Annotated in this window: 15 protein-coding genes and 1 pseudogene; 8 read left to right on the top strand and 8 right to left on the bottom strand. The window is 46.5% G+C overall.

What is annotated here, in order from left to right; translation table 11 throughout:
- Positions 1-74: 74 nt before the first annotated feature.
- From IPJ02_02365 to IPJ02_02355, 3 genes are read left to right on the top strand one after another with little or no spacing between them, the layout of a single operon-like run.
- Positions 75-413, top strand: coding sequence for a hypothetical protein (locus IPJ02_02365; GenBank protein MBK7374436.1), 339 nt, complete (start codon positions 75-77; stop codon positions 411-413).
- Positions 414-431: 18 nt separating this feature from the next.
- Positions 432-926, top strand: coding sequence for an FKBP-type peptidyl-prolyl cis-trans isomerase (locus IPJ02_02360; protein ID MBK7374435.1), 495 nt, complete (start codon positions 432-434; stop codon positions 924-926).
- Between the two features lie 15 nt (positions 927-941).
- Positions 942-2,381 carry an L-serine ammonia-lyase gene (locus IPJ02_02355; GenBank protein ID MBK7374434.1) on the top strand — a complete coding sequence of 480 codons (1,440 nt, stop codon included), beginning with the start codon at positions 942-944 and terminating at the stop codon, positions 2,379-2,381.
- Positions 2,382-2,473: 92 nt separating this feature from the next.
- Here the strand turns inward: IPJ02_02355 and smpB are convergent, their stop codons facing one another.
- The 8 genes and pseudogenes from smpB to IPJ02_02315 form a co-directional block, all read right to left on the bottom strand.
- Complete coding sequence (gene smpB / locus IPJ02_02350) at positions 2,474-2,929, bottom strand: SsrA-binding protein SmpB (GenBank protein MBK7374433.1); 456 nt, start codon at positions 2,927-2,929, stop codon at positions 2,474-2,476.
- A gap of 80 nt (positions 2,930-3,009) precedes the next feature.
- Entirely contained in the window at positions 3,010-3,375 is a 366-nt protein-coding gene (locus IPJ02_02345; protein MBK7374432.1) for a glyoxalase, read from the bottom strand.
- A 158-nt stretch (positions 3,376-3,533) separates the two neighbouring features.
- A complete protein-coding gene (locus IPJ02_02340) occupies positions 3,534-4,211 on the bottom strand; it encodes a gliding motility-associated C-terminal domain-containing protein (protein MBK7374431.1) in 678 nt (225 codons plus the stop codon).
- A 23-nt stretch (positions 4,212-4,234) separates the two neighbouring features.
- Positions 4,235-5,836 (bottom strand): PKD domain-containing protein, encoded by a 1,602-nt coding sequence (locus IPJ02_02335; protein ID MBK7374430.1) that lies wholly within the window; start codon positions 5,834-5,836, stop codon positions 4,235-4,237.
- Positions 5,837-5,904: 68 nt separating this feature from the next.
- Positions 5,905-6,815 (bottom strand): annotated as a pseudogene (locus tag IPJ02_02330) (acetyl-CoA carboxylase carboxyltransferase subunit beta).
- Positions 6,816-6,923: 108 nt separating this feature from the next.
- On the bottom strand, positions 6,924-7,982 hold the full coding sequence (locus IPJ02_02325) for a class I fructose-bisphosphate aldolase (GenBank protein ID MBK7374429.1): 1,059 nt from the start codon (positions 7,980-7,982) through the stop codon (positions 6,924-6,926).
- A 1,101-nt stretch (positions 7,983-9,083) separates the two neighbouring features.
- On the bottom strand, positions 9,084-10,457 hold the full coding sequence (locus tag IPJ02_02320) for a pyridoxal-phosphate dependent enzyme (GenBank protein ID MBK7374428.1): 1,374 nt from the start codon (positions 10,455-10,457) through the stop codon (positions 9,084-9,086).
- 283 nt (positions 10,458-10,740) lie between these two features.
- On the bottom strand, positions 10,741-12,330 hold the full coding sequence (locus IPJ02_02315; protein ID MBK7374427.1) for a S41 family peptidase: 1,590 nt from the start codon (positions 12,328-12,330) through the stop codon (positions 10,741-10,743).
- Between the two features lie 196 nt (positions 12,331-12,526).
- Between IPJ02_02315 and IPJ02_02310 the strand changes: the two genes are divergently transcribed.
- The 5 genes from IPJ02_02310 (at position 12,527) to IPJ02_02290 (ending at position 16,989) form a co-directional block, all read left to right on the top strand.
- Positions 12,527-13,369 (top strand): N-acetylglucosamine kinase, encoded by an 843-nt coding sequence (locus IPJ02_02310; GenBank protein MBK7374426.1) that lies wholly within the window; start codon positions 12,527-12,529, stop codon positions 13,367-13,369.
- Positions 13,370-13,377: 8 nt separating this feature from the next.
- Positions 13,378-14,193, top strand: coding sequence for an N-acetylmuramic acid 6-phosphate etherase (gene murQ, locus IPJ02_02305; protein ID MBK7374425.1), 816 nt, complete (start codon positions 13,378-13,380; stop codon positions 14,191-14,193).
- 69 nt (positions 14,194-14,262) lie between these two features.
- A complete protein-coding gene (locus IPJ02_02300; GenBank protein MBK7374424.1) occupies positions 14,263-15,489 on the top strand; it encodes a T9SS type A sorting domain-containing protein in 1,227 nt (408 codons plus the stop codon).
- Positions 15,490-15,609: 120 nt separating this feature from the next.
- The gene (locus IPJ02_02295) at positions 15,610-16,173 is read left to right on the top strand and encodes a hypothetical protein (protein ID MBK7374423.1); all 564 of its coding nucleotides are present in this window, start codon (positions 15,610-15,612) and stop codon (positions 16,171-16,173) included.
- 102 nt (positions 16,174-16,275) lie between these two features.
- Positions 16,276-16,989, top strand: coding sequence for a succinate dehydrogenase cytochrome b subunit (locus IPJ02_02290; GenBank protein MBK7374422.1), 714 nt, complete (start codon positions 16,276-16,278; stop codon positions 16,987-16,989).
- The last annotated feature ends 26 nt before the right edge of the window (positions 16,990-17,015 follow it).

Raw genomic sequence — 17,015 nt, 5'->3', positions numbered from 1 at the left:
ATTAAAAGCGATGTATTGCTGGTGCCTGTGTGGTTCCAGCCGTTTCATTACCCAAATTGCATTAGTTTTGCAGCATGATAACGGAAAAGGACAGACAGTTTATTGTGTACTGGGAGCAGGAGAGAGAGAAACTAAGCAGCGTACGATCCAAGCTGCTGACTGGTTTGCCCATGGCCATCATGTTCAGCCTTCCGGTCATATTACTGATTTTTACGGTACGCATATTTTTACCGGAATGGTATACCCGGATCTCCGGTACATCAACCGGTACATTCATGACCATCCTGGTCGCATTGTTCATCTGTATCCTTTTTTTTGCATACTTCCGTATGCATTATAAGTGGGAGACGAATGAACAGCTTTACCGGGAACTGAAAAGCAGGGCAACTGAAAAAGAAACGGAAAACAAATAATCACAAAGAATAAAATCAATGAACAGAAAACAACTTTACACGATTGCCTTACTGGCCATGCCCTTTATTTTTGGAGGATGCTCAAAATCTACTGATGACAATACCGGCTGCGGATTTGCGGGATCTAATATAGTAGCCCCTGCATCAGAGATCGCCACGTTGCAGGCTTATGTTAATGCCAATCACCCGGCTGCGGTACAGCATCCCAGTGGATTTTTCTACGAGATTACCGCCCCCGGTTCCGGGCTAAATCCTTCGCTTTGTTCAAGGATCATGGTAAAATATTCAGGCTATCTTACCAATGGAACAAAATTTGACGAAAACCTGAACGGTGCTGTTTTCATCCTGGGACAACTGATACCCGGCTGGCAAAAAGGGATCCCTTTGATACAGAAGACAGGATCGATCAACCTTTATATCCCTCCTTCCCTGGGATATGGCAGCCAGGGATCAGGAAGCGTTCCCGGCAATTCAATCCTCGTATTTGTTATTCAATTAATGGACGTTCAATAATTAAATCCCTTTTCCTTGAGCCACGAAGCCATTTCGGTATTCGATATGTTTAAGATTGGCGTAGGGCCTTCCAGCAGCCATACGCTCGGGCCCTGGCGTGCTGCACAACGGTTTACAGAAAGCCTCCTGCAAAAGGGATCGCTGCAGGATGTAAGAGAACTGCGGGTGATATTATATGGTTCCCTGGCTAAGACAGGCGTGGGACATGGAACGGACGTAGCTGTTCAGCTTGGCCTGTGTGGCGATGATCCTGTTACTTTTGAAGTGAACAATATCAACGCAAAGATCTCCGACATCCGGCATATGAAAAAACTGGTGCTGGCCGGAAAACATGAGGTTGATTTTGACCCGGCAGAGGATATTGAGTTCTTAATGGGTGAATCATTGCCGTTCCATCCCAATGGGTTGAGTTTTCTCGTGAATTTTTCCAATGGTGAATGCCTTGCAGAAACCTATTATTCAGTGGGAGGTGGTTTTGTTGTTAAGGAGGGAGAGGACCAGCATCCAGGTTCTGATGTGCATCTTCCTTTTCCTGTTAATACCGCCGATGAATTGCTTCACTGGTGTATGAAGACCGGTTTGAACATCAGCGATGTGGTGATGGAGAATGAACATGCATGGCGGGGTGAGAAAGCAACAAAGGAAGGCGTGCTGAACATCTGGCGTGTGATGAAGGAATGTATTTACCGGGGCTGTCATGCCGAAGGCATTTTACCCGGCGGCCTGCAGGTAAAACGGAGAGGGGCAGGGTTGAATAAGAAACTAACGGCCGGAAGATCCTATGCTGATTACGACAGCTGGCTGAAGATCATAAAGGAAGGGGGGAACGATTTCACGTATATACTCGACTGGGTAAGTTGTTTTGCCCTTGCCGTTAATGAGGAGAATGCCAGTTTTGGAAGGGTGGTTACCGCACCAACAAACGGCGCTGCTGGTGTGATACCGGCTGTACTTCAGTATTATATTGCTTTCTGTCCGGATAGCAACCGGGAGAACACAGACGATAGGATCATCCAGTTCTTGCTGACGGCGGCCGAAGTGGGCAGCATATTTAAAAAGGGAGCCACCATTTCTGCTGCCATGGGTGGTTGCCAGGCCGAGATCGGCGTGAGCAGTGCCATGGCCGCCGCAGCGCTTACCGAATGCATGGGCGGCACACAACGGCAGGCGCTGATGGCTGCCGAGATCGCCATGGAACATCACCTGGGCATGACCTGCGATCCCATAGGCGGGCTGGTGCAGGTTCCCTGCATTGAACGGAATACGATGGGTGCCATAAAAGCGATCACGGCAAGCCAGCTGGCTTTGCAAAGCACGCCCGATTATGCCAAAGTAAGTTTAGACGGCGTTATAAAGACCATGTGGGAAACAGCGCTTGATATGAACAGCAAATACAAGGAAACGGCCGATGGGGGACTGGCGGTGAATGTGCCGTTGAGTTTATCGGAATGCTAGATTTGTGGTTTGTGGTTGAAAAGAGTAAAATGAATTGAAAAGCTGTATAACCTGCATACACCCAACCACAAACCACAAACCTCAAACCGGGCCTACACTCCGTACTTCCTCTTGATATCCCTGTCCGTTTCCCGTTCCTTGATGGATTCCCGTTTATCGTAGTTCTTTTTGCCCTTGCCCAGTCCGATCTCCATTTTAAAATAACCTGATTCAGCAAGAAAGATCCGGAGCGGTATGATGGAGTATCCCTTTTCTTTTGTTTTTGCTTCCAGCCGCTGCAGTTCCCGTTTGTTCAGCAGCAGTTTCCGTTCCTGCATGGGTTCGTGGTTGGTATAGGTGCCGAATGCATATTCAGATATGTGCAGGCTTTTTACAAACAGCTCGCCTTTATTAAAAACGCAATAGCTGTCGTTAAAACTGGCTTTGCCTGCCCGTAATGATTTTATCTCGGTACCGGAAAGTACCAGCCCGGCCGTATACGTAGCTTCAAAAAAGTAATCATGGTATGCCTTCCGGTTCGAAATTTCCAATGGGGTGTTTTTGTGCAAAGGTACATGTTTGTAGCAATGCTGCCGGTTGCGGGCCGGTAGTCTGGCTACGCTCACTGTCCAACAACGGCGGAGTTCGCTTACCTGGTAAATTCGCCAACGTGCCAGAGAATTCCGGATGGGTCGTGCAGGAAACACTCTTTTCCCCAGGCTTCATGCCGTAGAGGAGTTAACCTGACTCCCTTATATTTATTCGTTAGATCCAACGCTAAAAGTTCATTCCAATACTGTTCTGCATTTTCAACTTCCAGAAAGACCATCGTGTTATCTATCCAGTCCTTCACATAAGCATCCTGCAAATAAAAGCCTAATCCCTGCGTTTTGAAATAAGACATGTTATGAAACAAAACGATTTCCTCGAAACCCAGGTCTCGGTAGAAACTTCTGGACAGTTCAAAGTTTTCGGCTCCGATGAATGGGCGGATCGATATGGCTTTGTGTTGCATGTTGTGTAGTTTTATTTTCCTTGTCTTGATTCCTGTCTTCACGAACCATTTCATTTTTTTTCCGGTTCGTGGTTCACAAACCGGGGCGGAGAAATTTTGTTATGTCTTTTGCTTTTTTTCCCATTTAATACGGATGATCGATAAAGGTCCGGGCAAATCTATTTAATGATCGTCACATATCCCGTCACCGGTTCCCTTCCGCTTCCCGGCTCCAGTCTATAATAATAGGTATCGTGAGGGAGTGGCTTGCCTTTGTAGGTTCCGTTCCATGCTTTGTAATAACCACGGCTTTCAAATACCAACTGGCCGGCCCGGGTGAATACCTGCAGGTGGTTGTTGGGATAATCTTCTAAATACTGTATAACCCAAAGGTCATTGATGCCGTCGTTGTTTGGCGTGAACGTGTTGGGTATCCTCGGCATCTTCAGCACTTTTACAAATACATCATCCGAAGCAGTACATCCGCCGGCAGATACTACGGTGAGTGTATACGTCATATCATTAAGCGGGGCAATGCATCTTGGATCGGGTATGGTCTGGCTGCTCAGATACGTGGCGGGTGTCCACAGGTATTGCAGGTCATTGCCGGTTGACCGGGAGAGAAGGGTGATCTGTCCGCCGGCTAATACAACCCTGTCGGGACCTGCATTTACGGTTGGATAAGGATAAACCGTTATTGACCTGGATAACGTATCGCTATAGCAACCATGACTGTTCATGCTGTGTAATGTTACCGTATATGTTTGTTGCAATGGATACGTGTACGTAACGTTTTGTGTATTTCTTATTGATCCATCTCCCAGGTCCCAGTTCCATTGAACGGTGATGCCATCCATGCTGTTTGTTGAATCGGTTATGGTTATAGCATCCCCGATACAAATGGCAGGTTTGCTGAAACCGAAATTGGTTTTGGGTTGCGGATGAATAGTATTGAAAACAATGCTGGTATCTTTATACAGCTGCCATTGCTGGTTACCCGTAAGTTCACAATGTAAGGGCCAACTGCGTTATACCGGTGTATTGGGTCTCTGATTGTTGATGAATTGTTTACGCCACTTGCAGGGTCACCAAAATCCCAGAGGTATTGAAACAGGTTCTCGGTCCCATCCGCAATGGTAGAAAGGTTTGTAAAGTTTGCAAAAGCATCGGGCAGGCAAACAGAACCGGGTATGGCGAAGTTTGCGACCGGTTTTGGTAAGATGCTGAAAGGAACGAATGACCCTGCAACCGATGGGGTATCGCATTTACTGAGCAATGTATTTCCGTCGCTGCCCGCCTGCAACACAACCTGGAAATTGCCGGGTTGCAGCATCAGGGCAGAAAGGCGGATGATGATCCGGGTTGTTAATCCATTTGCACAGTAAAGCGGAACGGCATTGATGCTGTTCACCGGGTAGCTGCCGGTGATAAAAAAGTCGGAACCATCCGCAGCAACGGAACTGCACTGAACAGAATCGGGCAGTATCAATATCAATGAATCGGTGCTGCACGGGTTATGCTGAAGGCTGTCTAATGGAACAGGCAGGGGCGACAGGATCGTAAAAGGAATGATCCCGCCCACCGGAACACCATTATCGCATATGTCGAGTATTGTATTTCCATCGTTCCCGTTTTGCACAACCAGGTTGTAGTTGCCAAAGGGAAGTGGCTGGTTGAAAGTCAGCAAAACAGAATCCATGTCAAATCCATTTGTACATCCGATGCCTGTTGCGGAGACCAGGTTTGCCAAAGGAGGAGTGATGACAAAATCGGAGCCGTTCGCTGCCAGGCTGCTGCATTTCATTTTCTTATTCAGCTTTACCATGAGTTGCGTTGCATCGCAACTGGCCCGGTTGGCATTTACCACATTCGGCGGAATGGTATCCGTAATAACGGCAGTGCCCCCGCCAAAGGAAAGGGAGTATCCCTGTTGCGTATCTGAAAAATGACTGACGAGTAAAAGATAATTATGTCCCTGGATGAGATCCGGGCTTAATGCAAATGTTGAAAACAGGGCTTCCGGCAAAGAAGCGCAGGCGATGTAGTTAAGCCCGGTATCATTGGCGCCTGTTGGTCCATAGGTACCCGACCAGTTGCCGGAAACGATCAAGGTAGTATCTGTGTAAACATCATCCGGATTGTGTCCTGTTACATCATACAACTGCCAGTCGTAATCCTCATTGGGATCGTTGGGCGTTATTAAAAAATGAAGCGTGCCGCTTTGAAAGCAGGTGAACTTATACCAATAGGGATTTTTATTTTGATAAATGGTAGATGAATCTCCCCAAACCGAGCAACCGGGAACATACAGGCTATTGGAACTGCAGATGGGTACGCTGTCCTGGAAAAAGGTGGATGTGCCGCATACCGGAAACGCCGTTGAGGGATTTTGGCCCAGGGTAGTGCAGGGTGTTTGTGCATATAGCTTACCTGCCGGGATCAGAACAAGAAATACAGGTATGAGGATTTTTTTCAGCAGCATATTTTCAGGTATGGGCTACTGCAGTTAAACGTTTTTTCCCGATCCATATTACCGGCTGCAGGTACCGGTCATCCTTTAAAGAGCAGCAACAAGTTAGCCAATTTCTCTTTCAGGTCTTTGCGTTGAATGATAAAGTCAAGAAAGCCGTGTTCCAGTAAGAATTCGCTGCGCTGGAAACCTTCGGGCAGGTCTTTTTTGATGGTTTCTTTAATTACCCGCGGGCCGGCAAAACCAATGAGGGCGCTGGGTTCGGCACAGATCACATCACCCAGCATGGCAAAGGAGGCGGTGGTGCCACCAAAGGTCGGATCGGTACATAAAGAGATATAGGGTATTCTGGCATCGCTCAGCTGCGATAATTTACCGGATGTTTTTGCCAGTTGCATCAGTGAAAAAGCGCTTTCCATCATTCGGGCACCGCCGCTTTTGTTGATGATCATGAACGGGATCTTATGTTGCATGGAATAATCGCATCCCCGGCTTATCTTTTCACCCATCACACTTCCCAGGCTTCCGCCGATGAATTCAAAATCCATGCAGGCAACCACCAGGTCATGACCGCCAATTTTACCATGTGCCACGGTCATGGAATCATGGATACCCGTTTTGGCGTAGGTTTCCTCCAGCCGCTTATCGTAGGGCTTAAGGTCAACAAAATGAAGGAAGTCCTTTGACCGGATGTTGGCAAAGAGTTCGGTGTATTCGTTGTTATCGAACAGGATCTCAAAATATTCTTCACTGCCGATGCGGTGGTGGTATTCGCATTTGGGACATACGAATTTATTTTCCCTCAATTCAGAAACGGTACAGGTATATTTGCAGGATGGGCATTTGGACCACAACCCTCGGGAGCATCTTTTTTATCTTTGGTTGACGTTAGAATACCTTTTTTCATTCTTTTGAACCAGTTGCTCTTGTTCTCCTCCGCAGATCCCTCTTCACCGGCAAGGCTGGCATCAAAGTCTTCTTCTTTTTTCATAAAACCGTTTAAATCGTTTAAAACCGTTTAATACGTTTCAGGCGTTAAAGCTGTTTAAGTCATTTAACGCTGCAACGATTTGAAACGACTTAAACGACCATGATATGCTTATGCAATGGTGATACTCTTATCCAAATATACATCCTGTATGTTATTCAGCAACTCAACACCGTCTTTCATCGGCTTCTGGAAGGCTTTACGTCCGCTGATCAATCCCATGCCCCCTGCACGTTTGTTGATCACGGCTGTGGTGACTGCTTCAGCCAGGTCGGTGGCGCCTTTGCTTTCACCGCCACTGTTAATAAGGCCCACGCGGCCCATGTAGCAACCGGCTACCTGGTAACGGGCAAGGTCGATCGGGTGATCGGTGGTTAATTTAGAATAAACAAGGGGAGATGTCTTACCGTGTTTGGTGGCATTATACCCCCCGTTATTGGTTGGCAATTTCTGTTTGATGATATCGGCCTGTATGGTAACACCCAGGTGATTGGCCTGGCTGGTGAGGTCGGCTGCGGTATGATAATCCACGCCATCCACTTTAAACCCGTTGTTGCGCAGGTAGCACCAGAGAACGGTTGTCATACCCAGTTCATGAGCCATTTCAAAAGCGGTGGCTACTTCCTGGATCTGGCGGGTGCTTTCCGCACTGCCGAAATAAATGGTGGCGCCCACGGCTGTTGCACCCATGTTCCAGGCATCTTTTACTTTGCCGAACATGATCTGGTCGAATTTATTGGGCAGGCTCAGGAATTCGTTGTGGTTTATCTTCACCATCATCGGGATCTTATGGGCGTATTTGCGGCTTACGATGCCCAGCACACCGAAGGTGGAAGCAACGGCATTGCATCCGCCTTCTATAGCCAGTTTCACAATATTCTCCGGGTCAAAATAAACGGGGTTGGGTGCAAAAGAAGCGCCTGCACTGTGCTCTATTCCCTGGTCTACGGGTAAAATAGAAACATATCCTGTTCCGCCAAGACGGCCGGTATTTAAAATGTTCTGTAAACTCTTAAGGGTTTGATTGTTCCGGTTGCTCAGGCTCCAGGTCTCATCCACATGATCCGGGCCGGGGGAGGATATCTCTTTACTGGTAATGGTCTTGCATTCATGATTCAGCAATGAATCGGCCTGGTTGCCCAGTAGTTCAATGATTTTTTTATTAGCCATATAAGTTTTGGTTTTGGGCAAATTTAATATAAAATGTGCTTAATGAGAAGTATCGGGAAAATTAGGTATTTATCATTTTGAACCACATAGCAACATAGAACCCATAGGTTTATATTGACCAGCTTGTGTTGTTCTATGTTACCTATGTCCTATGTGGTTCAAGGGTGCATTAGTTCAAAACAGCTTTCAATGAGTTTTTAGAAATAAGCAGGAGCATCCAGCAGCCTGCTACAGTACCAGCGAAATGATTCTTTTGGTAATATAATCCGGGGCAGGTGTATTACTAAGGATCATGCTGTAAAACCAGGAAGGGAAGTCTGGGGAATAAAAAAACTTCCACAGCCTTTTGACGTATCAAATAACTGTGGAAGTTTAATTTGTTAAACCAACCAAGCACGGTAGTTGGTTTTCATCAGGATTTCATTGGATCTGCTTCCTTAAGGGGGTTACCTTATTTTAGCAGTGGCTCCGTAATAATTTAATCCTGGTTTCAGTGTTCTTCAAATTAGCCATCATCGCTTTTTACGGCATAGGCTGGATATTGGTTTTTCTTTGGTTTTTCTACCATTGCTTTTTACGGCAGTGGCGGTGGATACTGGTTTCTTTCGGTCTTTCTTTGCCATCGTCGCTTTTTACAGCATAGGCAGTGGATATTGGTTTTTTCAAATACTTAGAAACCTGTGGTCTTTCATCGGGATAAAGAACTTAAAGCGAATATTGGTTTTAAAGATCTTGGTTTTAAAATTTAAAAGAAGTTGACTGATACTGGATCGTTTGTGGTTTTTTACAAGTATTGGATAGAATTCTTTGGCTTTAGTCAGGATCTTGGATAACGATTGATATTTAATCTTATCAATCAACTTCTGATACAAAGATGCAACAGATAGTTTTCCCGTACTAGAGCGGTATTGCTCTTTTTTCAGGCCTATATAATTACTGTCGCAATCGTATATATTCATTTTCCCGGGTGGGATAGCTACTAAAAAATGAATCGTAGTTCTACGAACCAGGGATGGTGGTATTTTTACATATGAAAAGTGCTGCACCGGTCAGATGCAGCACTGTAAAGGGTTTGAACCTATCGTAAAATCCCGGGCCCGTTTATTTGCTCAGGCTCTGGATGATGTCGTATTTGGTAACAATGTGAAAAGCCCCGCTTTCATCCTTGCTCAAAACCGCCCCGTTCTCCCTGGTGATATAGGTGCTTAACCGCTCCACCGGGGTCTCAAAAGCCACTTCGGGGTATGCTTTTTCCATGACGGAGCCAACGGTTTGTGTTTTAATGTCGGGGTTGTTCAGGATCTTATCAAATAAACCGCCTTCCGATATGGCGCCGATGTTCTCCCCATTCTCCAGAACAGGTATGTTCTCTATATCGTATTTCTTCATCAGTTCAATGGCTGTTGCCACGGTGTCTGCAGTGGTCAAACTGATCAGGCGCTGTGTGCCACGACCTCCCACCACATCTTTAAATGTCTTTACATCCAGGAAGCCCCTCTCCATCATCCACTGGTCGTTATATACTTTGCCTACATAGCGGCTGCCATGATCATGGAATATGAGCACCACCACATCCTCTTTCTTCAACCGGTCTTTCCCATCAGGCCCTTTGGCCAGTTGCAGCATGCCCTGCAGGCAACTGCCGGCGCTGTAACCACAGAACATGCCTTCTTCCTTGGCAATGCGCCTTGCCATCACAGCCCCGTCCTTATCGGTAACTTTTGTAAACTCATCGATCACACTCATGTCGTAGTTGGCCGGTACAAAATCCTCCCCAAATCCTTCACTGATATAGGGGTAAACCTCTTTTTGGTCGATCTCGCCGGTATCAAAATATTTTTTCAACAGGGAACCGTATGTGTCAATGGCCCAAACCTTTATGTTGGGATTTTTTTCTTTTAAGTACTTTGCTGTTCCTACAATGGTACCGCCTGTTCCGGTAGCTACCACCAGGTGGGTCACTTTTCCTTCCGTTTGTTCCCATATTTCGGGGCCGGTCTGTTCGTAATGGGCAAGACGGTTGGCCAGGTTATCGTATTGATTTACATACCAGCTGTTAGGAACTTCGGTTGCAAGTCTTTTTGAAACTGAATAATAGCTTCTTGGGTCATCCGGTTCCACGTTGGTAGGACAAACGATCACTTCGGCACCAACGGCCTTCAGGATATCTGCTTTTTCCTTCGACTGTTTATCGGTGGTGGTGAAAATACATTTGTACCCTTTTACACAGGCAGCCAGGGCAAGGCCCATGCCGGTATTGCCGCTGGTACCTTCAATGATTGTTCCGCCGGGTTTTATTTTTCCTTCCTGCTCGGCCACTTCCAGCATTTTTAAGGCCATACGGTCCTTGATGCTGTTACCCGGGTTAAAGTATTCCACTTTTGCCAGTACCGTACAGGGGAGGTTTTTGGTGATCTTGTTGAGTTTGATAAGGGGCGTATTGCCAATGGTGTCTAAAATACTGTTGAGCCACATATATAGAATCGTTATTTGCGGCAAAGGTAAGGAAATGGGACGGGGGGCGGAAAATGTCGTAAGGGATCAGGTAGAAAAATATCTACAAATCATTTATCCCGTGTTCTACTAAGAATACAATTATTTGAGAGCATATTTGTATTGTTCGGTATCCATAACGAAAAGACCAAGAACATCCGGTATCCGGAAGACCGATCAACCTCTGAAGCCGTACGCAATAAAGATCACCTGTTTGATCGGATATTGTGAACGACATTAAAGGCCTCCCAAACGGGAGGCTTTTTTATCTGGCAAGGATCTCAAGGGATCTTAGTACGGCATCGTCGCTGGCATTCATCGTTTCAAAGTATCCTTCGTTGCGCCAAAGCTGCCTGGCAATAGAAGACCGGATGCGGTTGATAAGGTCTGCTTTGACCTTTTCATTGGTGCCCGTGATGTTCACAGAATCCTTTGCAGCAGCCTGTATAAACTGGTTCCAGTATTCTTCGGAAAAAGTGAAGCCCTTTATAAAATCACCGGGTGTTTTGAACAATTTCAGGCTGGCCTGGTTCTTCAGGTAAAAGTTGTAGGCAAAGTTCCCGATGGTATTTTTGCTGTAGATCCTGGCTGCATTACTGCTGAAACCGGTTGTATCCAGTGCAATGAAATGATCGGGTGTGATACCGCCGCCGCCATAGACCTTTTTCCCGCTTTTGGTCTTAAAGATCCTGCTGGTGTCATTTTTTACCGAATCAGCACTTTGTGTTTCGCCGTCGTGGTAGCGGTTATTTATCTCGTCGTAATATAATTTGGTTCCATTGGTATACGGCCGTTGAATGCTCCTGCCAATGGGTGTATAATAACGGGCCACGGTTAGGCGCAGGGCGCTTTTATCACTCAGGTCAAACTGTTCCTGTACCAATCCTTTGCCAAAGGAACGCCTGCCAACAATGGTTGCCCGGTCCCAATCCTGCAGGGCGCCGATCAGTACTTCGCTGGCACTGGCCGTGCCTTCATCAGCCAGAACGATCAATGCGCCCTTTTCAAACTGGCCCACCCTGCGGCAACGGTATTCCTTCTTTTCCACGTGCTTACCTTCTGTATACGTGATCAGTTTGTCGCCGTCTAAGAATTCATCCGCAATTTCCACGGCTTCATCCAGTATGCCGCCGCCATTGTCCCGGAGGTCAAGAATGAGTTTTTGCAGGCCGTTCTTTTTCAGGGCTTCCAGGGCTTCCATGAATTCCCGGTAGGTCTGGCTGGAGAATTTATTCAACCGGATATAACCAACCTCGCTGTTGATCATGTAGCTGGCATCCAGGCTGCTCAGGGGAATGGCGTCCCTTGTTAAGGTGGCCTGCTTTCTTTCCTGTCCGCGTAAAAAAGTGATGGTCACTTCCGTACCCCGGTTGCCTCTTAATAACCTGCGGTAGGTATCGGCATTTGTTTTCCGGCCCGCAACCAGGCTGTCGCCCACCTGCAGGAATTTATCACCGGTCAGTAACCCCGCTTTATAACCCGGCCCGTCTTTCAAAACATTTATCACATTCAGGGTATCATCAAAAATGTTGAACTCAATGCCAATGCCGAAGAACTTTCCCGCCAGGTCCTCATTCACCTGTTGCAGTTCTTCTGCCGGAATAAAAACAGAATGGGGGTCTAATTTGCTGAGCATGGCTTCGATGGCCGTATCGGCCAGTGATTCCATTTTTACATCATCCACATACCGGTTCTTTATCAGGTCCATTATTTCCTGGATCGGCCGGCGTTTTTCAAGGGAGAAAAAACCTTTTCCCGGCATGCTGTCCCTCATTTTATAGCCCATGTACATTCCCACGATCATGGTGATGCTGAAAAGAAGGGGCAGCCAGACCTGTATCTTTTTGTTCTTCATTTTGCGAAGATAAGAAGAAGCTGCAAGGGTAAAGCAAGCTGTGAGGGGGAAAGTTCTGACACTTACCGGATCCAAAGAATGAACCGGTCTCTTTTATAAAAGTTCTTTATTCTTCATGCGGCTCCCTTGCTGCTTGCAGCTTTTAACTATGTAAACAAAATGATTTAACTTCATTTTGAAATTTCAAAACCAGTTGATGCCGATAAAACTAATTGCCGACAGCGGTTCTACAAAAACAGAATGGTGTTTAGTGGGCGGGAAGTCTGTAAAGACCTTTTATACACAGGGCCTGAGCCCGTATTTTCTTTCTGCCGAACAAATAGAATACATCATTACGGAAGAGCTGAAACCAAAGATGAAGAAGGCGGAGCCGGATGAGATCTTCTTTTACGGAACGGGCTGCAGCAATGCCGACAACGTGAAACTGGTTAAAAAGGCCATCCGGAAGGTTTTTCCTTCCGCATCTTCCATATCTGTTGATCACGACCTGATGGGCGCCGCCAAAGCGCTTTGCGGAAATGAAAAGGGCATCGCCTGCATCCTGGGTACCGGTTCAAACTCCTGTTATTATAACGGCAGGAAGATCGTAAAGAACAGTCCGGGCCTTGGTTATGTCCTGGGAGACGAAGGAAGCGGCGCTTACCTGGGCCGTAAAGTGATCCAGTATTTCCTGTACAACACGTTTGATGGGGATCTTATGGACCGGTTCAATGCAAAGTTCAACACCAACAGCGACGAGATACTGACCGCCGTTTATAAAAAGCCTTTGCCCAACCGTTACCTGGCCTCTTTTGCCCTGTTTTTGGCTGAGAACCGGGGGCATTATATGATCGAGAATATCATTGAGGACGGGTTCAATGATTTCTTCTTTAACCATATTTACAAGTACCGGGAAAGCTGGACCCTGCCCATTCATTTCACCGGAAGCGTGGCCTATGGTTTCCGGGATGTTTTGAAGGACCTTTGCAATTCCTATGAACTGGAACTGGGTAAAGTGATAAAAAAGCCAATGGACGGGTTGGTAAAATTTCACCGTTAAATGAGATTATGGCATTCAAGCAAATAACCGAATCGGAATCAAAATACAGGCACCTCGAAAAAATGCCGGTTGCAGAAATATTGGCCGGTATCAATGCCGAAGACAGGACCGTACCGGCAGTCATTGAAAAAGTGATCCCGCAGATCGAGCAACTCATCAATGTGATCGTGGACAAGATGCTGATGGGAGGCAGGCTGTTTTATATAGGGGCAGGTACCAGCGGCCGGCTGGGCATTGTAGACGCCAGTGAATGTCCGCCCACCTATGGAGTTCCCCCGGGCCTGGTCATCGGTATCATCGCAGGGGGGAAGAAGGCAATAACCGAAGCCGTGGAATTTGCTGAAGACGACCTGGAACAGGGATGGCTTGACCTGCAGGAACATTCGATAAATGACAAAGATGTGGTGATAGGTATTGCCGCAAGCGGAACCACGCCTTATGTAATAGGCGCCCTCCATAAATGCCGGGCAAATAATATTGTTACCGGCAGTATCTGCTGTAACCCCGATACCCCGTTAAGCGCTGCTTCCGATCTCCCGGTGGAAGCGGTGGTAGGGCCTGAGTTTGTGACCGGCAGCACCCGCATGAAAAGCGGGACGGCCCAAAAACTTATCCTCAACATGATCTCCACCACCGTGATGATACAATTGGGCAGGGTAGAGGACAATAAGATGGTGAATATGCAGCTTACCAACGACAAACTGGTAGACCGGGGCGTGAAAATGCTGATGGAAAAGATACAGTCCGACGACTATGAAGCGGCCCGGGAACTGCTGCTGAAGACGGGAAGTGTTAAAAAAGCGGTAGAGAGCCGCCACTCATAAAAAAATATTGGATGGTTTATGCAATTTGAGTAATTTACGTATCTCAATTATTCACTAAAAACTCCTCTTATGAATCTTAAACTTTTACTTTCCACCTCATTTATTGCAGCCAGTTTAGTTTCAGCGGCACAGGATGCCAACAGGACATTTGCCATTACCGGCGACGGCAACGGTGATTTTATGTGGATGAATATCCGCCAGGTTGATATCAGCACGGGTAAGATCGTCCAGGATATTTACCAGCGCAACAAAACCGCCTATACACTTGCAGATGCCGATACGAAAAGACCGGTTGATAATATGGCCAGGCCAACCGAGACCATGGTTGCCGCTGCCGCATATGATAAGAATCAAAACAAGCTGTTCTTTACACCCATGCGTGTTGGTGAATTACGCTGGCTTGACCTGGGCGCCCAGGGGGATGCCCGGAAATTCTATACGGTTAAATCCGTTTTGCTGAATTCATCAGAAAGTATACGGGACGAAGCAAAGAACTTTACCCGCATGGTGATCGCGGCCGATGGCAACGGCTATGCACTTACCAATGATGGGAACCGCCTGATACGGTTCACCACCGGCAAGAAAGTTACCATCACCGACCTGGGCAACCTGGTTGATGACGAATCAAACAAGACCATTTCCATACACAACCAATGCAGCAGTTGGGGCGGGGATATGATCGCAGATGCATATAATAAATTGTATGTTATCTCTGCCAATCACTATGTGTTTTCTGTAAATGTGGAAACCCGGGTGGCAAAATACATGGGTTATATCAATGGTCTTCCAGCAAACTATTCTACCAATGGGGCTGCTGTTGATAAGGAGGGCGCCATTGTGGTCTCAAGTGCAAACACGTTTGCCGGCTATTACAAATTCACGCTTACTGATCTTAATGCCAGAAAGATCGAAGGATCCGACATGGTTTACAATGCGTCTGACCTGGCCAACGGCAATTTATTATACCAGAAAGAGGCCGATGCTGCCAAAAACTATGGTACGGCTGATTTCAAAGCGATCGTACCCGTTATCACCAACGAAGCACACATTTTCCCCAACCCGGTTACCGCAAATGAATTCAGGATATCTTTTGAAGGACTGGCAGCTGGCCGGTATCATGTTACCGTTACGGACCTTTCCGGTAAGCCGGTCATGAACAGGGTGGTTACTGTTAATGGAAAGACCCAGGTAGAGACTGTTCCGCTGAACAGGAGTTTTGCAAAAGGTATGTACATGGTCAAGGTGACCGATGCAAACAATAAATTCATATTCACCGAACGGATCGTGGTTCAGTAAGATATTATGGTTATTAAGTTTGGGGTTGTCAGGTTCTGGCAACCCTTTTTTTATAATATCCTTGTATGTCATTTCAATTAAATTCACGGAAATTTGCAGTAACATATCAAACGTTGTTTTTTGCAGGACATCGAACCATATTATAACTGGCGCCATTTATATACGGCTGAAGAAGACGACCGGTCGCCTTTTTACCGGAGAACCTACAGTGAGTTTGAATTCTCGCACACCGTATATAACTACTTCATCCATCCGCAATGGGATGAATTCGGTTCCCGGACCCTGTACATGAAGATATTATTTGCAGATTATGAACAGGGCTATGCCATCATTGAACTTCTGGGAGAATGGAACGATGCGATCGAAAATGATATCATGACCCTCCGGCGGGATATAACCGATATCCTGTTCAGCCAGGGCATCAGCAAATTCATCCTTATTGCAGAGAACGTTTTGAATTTTCACAGCAGCGACGACAGTTATTATGAAGAATGGAGGGAACAGCTGGAAGATCCAGGTGGTTGGGTAGTTATCCTGGATATGCCCATACAAAGCCAGTACGATTTTAAGCAGGCCCGGCTTACCAATTACATAGAGCTGGTTGAATTCCCCCAATGGCGTACGCTCAAGCCCGAGATCGTCTTTCAGCAGATGGATGATATGATGACCCGGAGGATCAACTGATTTTTATCATGGGTTTTTACAACAAAAACTTTTTGTTTAAGCTGTTTTTTGGGCGTTCATGCCGTATTTTTGTGACCCAACTAACACTCTAATGCTTTCGCTATGACCTGGAAACATTTTTTCACCTCTTCGATCGGAAAGAAATTCATAATGGGCCTTACAGGTCTTTTTTTAATCATATTCCTGGTCGTTCATTGCAGCATCAATGCCATGATCTTTTTTAATGATGGTGGAGATACGTTCAACCACTGGGCGCATTTTATGGGTACCAACCTGATCGTTCGTACCATGGAGATCGGTTTGTTTGCCGGTCTGTTGTTACACATCATCCAGGGGTTTGTATTATGGGCGCAAAACAGCAAGGCCCGCCCGGTAAAATATGAAATGAACAAGGCTTCTGCGAACAGCAAATGGTACAGCCGGAGCATGGGGCTGTTGGGTACCTTGCTTTTATTATTCCTCATCCTGCACATCTACCATTTCTGGACACCTTCCCGTTTGGGTGGTATCGGGGGCATCCAGGCCCTCGAAGAAACCACGTTGGCAACCTATAATGGCCAGGAGGCACTGAACCTGTATGCCGAAATGCAAATGGTCTTCCGCGATAACCTGCCGGTAGTGACCATATACATACTGGGTGTGATCTCACTGGGCTGGCACCTGTTGCATGGGTTCCAGAGCGCTTTTCAGACATTCGGCATCAATCATAAAAGGTATACACCCATCATCCAAGCAATCGGGCTGGCCTTTTCAATCATTGTGCCCCTGTTATTTGCCCTGATGCCGGTTGCATTTTATATGCACTGGATAAACTAATTAACGAATTAACCAATTAACTGAGT

Source organism: Chitinophagaceae bacterium, from assembly GCA_016710165.1.
Lineage (GTDB): Bacteria > Bacteroidota > Bacteroidia > Chitinophagales > Chitinophagaceae > Ferruginibacter.
Note: the sequence above shows the minus strand (reverse complement) of the source record. Positions and strands in the feature narration are given on the sequence as shown.